The 3,406-nt window shown below is 57.4% G+C and carries 3 protein-coding genes and 2 pseudogenes; 4 read left to right on the forward strand and 1 reads right to left on the reverse strand.

Annotated elements, in window-relative coordinates; translation table 11 throughout:
* Positions 1–301 precede the first annotated feature (301 nt).
* Positions 302–487: pseudogene (locus N181_RS34650) on the forward strand (MFS transporter); the annotation flags it as partial.
* A 124-nt stretch (positions 488–611) separates the two neighbouring features.
* Positions 612–851, forward strand: a pseudogene (locus tag N181_RS06960) (transposase); the annotation flags it as partial.
* 263 nt (positions 852–1,114) lie between these two features.
* On the opposite strand, the gene N181_RS06965 reads toward N181_RS06960, so the two are convergent.
* Positions 1,115–2,152: an IS110 family RNA-guided transposase gene (locus N181_RS06965; protein WP_014858080.1), complete on the reverse strand. Its 1,038-nt coding sequence runs from the start codon at positions 2,150–2,152 to the stop codon at positions 1,115–1,117.
* A gap of 127 nt (positions 2,153–2,279) precedes the next feature.
* On the opposite strand from N181_RS06965, the gene N181_RS33680 reads away from it, so the two are divergent.
* Both N181_RS33680 and N181_RS06970 read left to right on the forward strand, forming a co-directional pair.
* On the forward strand, positions 2,280–2,660 hold the full coding sequence (locus N181_RS33680) for a hypothetical protein (protein WP_014858081.1): 381 nt from the start codon (positions 2,280–2,282) through the stop codon (positions 2,658–2,660).
* A 134-nt stretch (positions 2,661–2,794) separates the two neighbouring features.
* Positions 2,795–3,364, forward strand: coding sequence for a DUF3846 domain-containing protein (locus N181_RS06970; RefSeq protein WP_244412479.1), 570 nt, complete (start codon positions 2,795–2,797; stop codon positions 3,362–3,364).
* Positions 3,365–3,406: the final 42 nt, after the last annotated feature.

Genomic DNA, 3,406 nt, shown 5'->3' on the forward strand with positions numbered 1-3,406 from the left:
GTTCGCCTCACTTCTCAGCAAGGCGGCCCTCCTCGGATGCGTACGATTAGTCCGTCCATATGACGAAAAGATGTGATGGAAACTCACCGGACCCGTCCTGCCCACCGCCGAATGCGGCTCAAGGCGAAAACGAGAAAGTGCGTTGTCAATGACTGCGTGTCCTCAGGTCTTCAACCTTTACGTCGCTGTCGAAAACATAGCCCGCACCCCGCTGGGTACGCATATACTGCACGCTCCGGCCCGGGCCCCTGCCCCAGCTTGCGACGAAGGCGCAGGATTTGAACATGGGTAACGTCATCCCCTGGTCGCATTCGCCGGCACCATCAATCCATCGGCCGGCAGTGTAAGTGTCTTTGTGCCACTGGAGCATGCGGTACTCGCCCGCGAAATGGCAAGTGTCGAATGGACGACAATGTTCGCCCACTATAGTCTCGGGACGCTTGCAAGCGTCTCCGACGTGGCCGCGCCTTGCCGCCTGTTTTGTACCGCCATGCTGCCGATAATCAGCAGACGCCTAGCGTGCGCTCGCCCACTATCGAGATCGGCCGAGCTTCTGCTTGCCGCCCGTCGATTTCCGCAGCGGGGCAAGCCCGAGCCGCCAGCCAGCAGTGCGCAAAGTCGCCGACCAGATCAGGCCAAAGGTGCCCAAGCTCGCCTCAATCATGGATCATGCCGAAGAGGACGTGCTGGCCTACATGACCTTTCCACAAGCAGCACTGGGCCAAGTTGCACTCGACCCGATCGAGCGCCTCAACGGCGAGATCAAGCAACGCACCGAGGTCGTCGGCATCTTCCCCAACGACGACGCCATCGCGCGTCTCGTCGGCGCATTGCTGTTGGAGCAGAACGACGTGTATGGACCGCTCCCTGTTTGCAAGGCGAAATTGAACATAACGGCAGACACGGTTCTTGCGGTCGTGTATCCGGCCTGTTTACGCGAGCCACTCGGCCGCAGGCCTTGATGGTATTCGCGGATCGGCGGCCAGACAAATGGACGAGCTCATCTGGCTCGCATCGTTTCATGGGCCTTTGCCGAACCCGGATCATACCGGTTGCCATCACATTCGATTACCCTCGCAAGCCAGCACTGATCATAGGAACAGTGCTGAAGCTGCTATGCTGCAGACGGTGTCGCAGCAATTGGTTTGCGATACTTCTCATCCCGCGTCAGCATTGCCCATAAGGCGCGTGCCGTTTTGTGCGCGACTGCGACAGCGGTGACGTTCGTCGGTCTGCGTGCCGCGAGGGCAAGCAGCCACGGACGAGGCGGCACGTTTTTGCGGAACAGCGTTCCGACAATCGCTCTCGCGCCATGGATGAGAAGCGCCCGCAGATATCTGTCACCTCCCTTGCTAATCCTGCCGATACGCTCCTTCCTCCCGCTCGCATGCATCCTCGGAGTCAGCCCGAGCCAGGCCGCAAAGTGCCGGGCGGATTGGAACTGACAACCGTCTCCCACAGCTGCGACGATGGCGCTCGCAGTGATTGGGCCTACGCCGGGTGCAGTCGCCAGCCGGCGGCTATCTTCGTTGTTCTTGTGCCACTCGACAATTTGTCGTTCGACAGCAGCGATCTGTTCTTCGAGCATATCGATATGATCGAAGAGGGTATTGATAGCTTGGCAGGCGATCGCCGGCAGGTGGTCTGGCGTCATTGCGTTCGTTCGCTGCCGCAGCTCTGACATGCGGTAGCGGCCTTTTGCGGCGATGAGCCCAAACTCACCGACCAATCCACGAACAGCATTGATCGATGCTGTTCGTTGCCGAACCAGCAATGAACGAGATCGATGCAAAGCGAGCACGGCTTGCTGGTCTCGGGTCTTGATTGGAACGAAGCGCATGTTTGGCCGAGTCGCCGCCTCGCATATCGCCTCTGCGTCTGCGGCGTCGGTCTTATTCCGTTTGACACAGGGTTTGACATATTGCGGCGGAATGAGCCGAACGTCGTGACCAATCGTGACCAGCTCGCGAGCCCAGTGATGAGCGCTCGAGCATGCTTCCATCGCAATCAGACAAGGCGGCAGCTTAGCGAAAAACGCGAGCAACTCGCTTCGTCCAAGGCGTCGGCGTAGAACGGTTTGACCGGCGTCATCAACGCCGTGAGCTTGGAAGACTGTCTTTGCGAGATCAAGACCAACGGCAACAACAGGCATGGAAACATTCCTCCTTGGCTAAAAGACGCCCGCCATCTTCGCTGAGGGGAAGGGAGCGGTCCATGCCATCAAATGGGCGGTGCAGCGGTCCATCTACATGACCCTTGAGCCATCGCCGCTATGAGCTATGATCATCCGCAAATCAGCCTGGCCGCTGTGGCAAGCTGCCCCCGCCCGGCTCCTGCTGGAAGCACGCCTTGCTGCCGACTGCTACACCACCCCCTGGGACATCATCATTTGGCTGAAACCTATTACAGTGGAGGACCCGTCGCGTGCCGATCACTGGTATGTCATCCTCGACCGAACGTGCACAATGCCTCCCGCGTTGAGCTCGGTGATGTCAGCAGACGAATCATTGCGCAACACCAACTGCGCATATCGCAACGACCCAGGGTTCACCAATACTGTCCGGCTTCGCGTCGGAATCACCGGAATGAAATCGAAATGGGTGGCCCGCTTCGTTTCGGAATCATTGTCCGACTGGACCGGCACACGCAGTCACTCGTGAATTAAAACCAAAAGCGCAATACACTGATGTGCTTGAACGCAATCCGTCCCACATTCCATGGTGTGGATAGGCCCCATACAAAAAATCGATTTTCCCAATCTTGGCAAATGCTGCATAGCGAAAGACCACCCGACGTGCGCTTCACGCCGCTGTTTGATCCTGTGACGGATGCCTTTTGTTGGGTCACGCCATTTATGACAATGGAGAAAGGCTGGGACATGAAGAATGTCGCATACCTCTTAGACCCGGAGACGACACTCTTTCGCACCGTCGAGGTTGCCGACGGCACCGGACTTGCGCCAATCTTTAGTCTGCTCGGTTGCCGACTGGTGCAGATGATCCGCTTTGACGACTCGCATGCACTATTCTTAGATGACGAAGGACTGCGGGATGGGATAACAGCCTTCACTGTTTTTGCCTCCTACCCTCAGCCTCTTGGGGGGAGAATCGTTCTTATCCGAGGTGATGGAAGCGAACCTCATTTTTCCCCCTCGATAAAAATCGAGGACGCTGCCGTTCATTTCAAATGCTGTCGTCCGGTGCTTGACCCAGTTTTTGTCACGGCAGATGATGCTACTCCGAAGGGTCTCATCCTTCCCGGCGCTTTGTCAGACTTGAAAGTTCGAATCGAGCAACGTCCGCCCATGCTTATGGACGGAAGGCATGATGTATATCGCGCTCACGGCGACGGCTTGAACTCTTAGAGCCTGACTCGAAAAGGTCTCAACAATATCCGTACCTTGCCA

It is taken from the genome of Sinorhizobium fredii USDA 205, assembly GCF_001461695.1.
Classification (GTDB): domain Bacteria; phylum Pseudomonadota; class Alphaproteobacteria; order Rhizobiales; family Rhizobiaceae; genus Sinorhizobium; species Sinorhizobium fredii.

Coding starts and splice junctions, on each gene's coding strand:
- N181_RS06965 (WP_014858080.1), bottom strand. CDS start 2,152: ATGCCTGTTGTTGCCGTTGGTCTTGATCTCGCAAAGACAGTCTTCCAA.
- N181_RS33680 (WP_014858081.1), top strand. CDS start 2,280: ATGATCATCCGCAAATCAGCCTGGCCGCTGTGGCAAGCTGCCCCCGCC.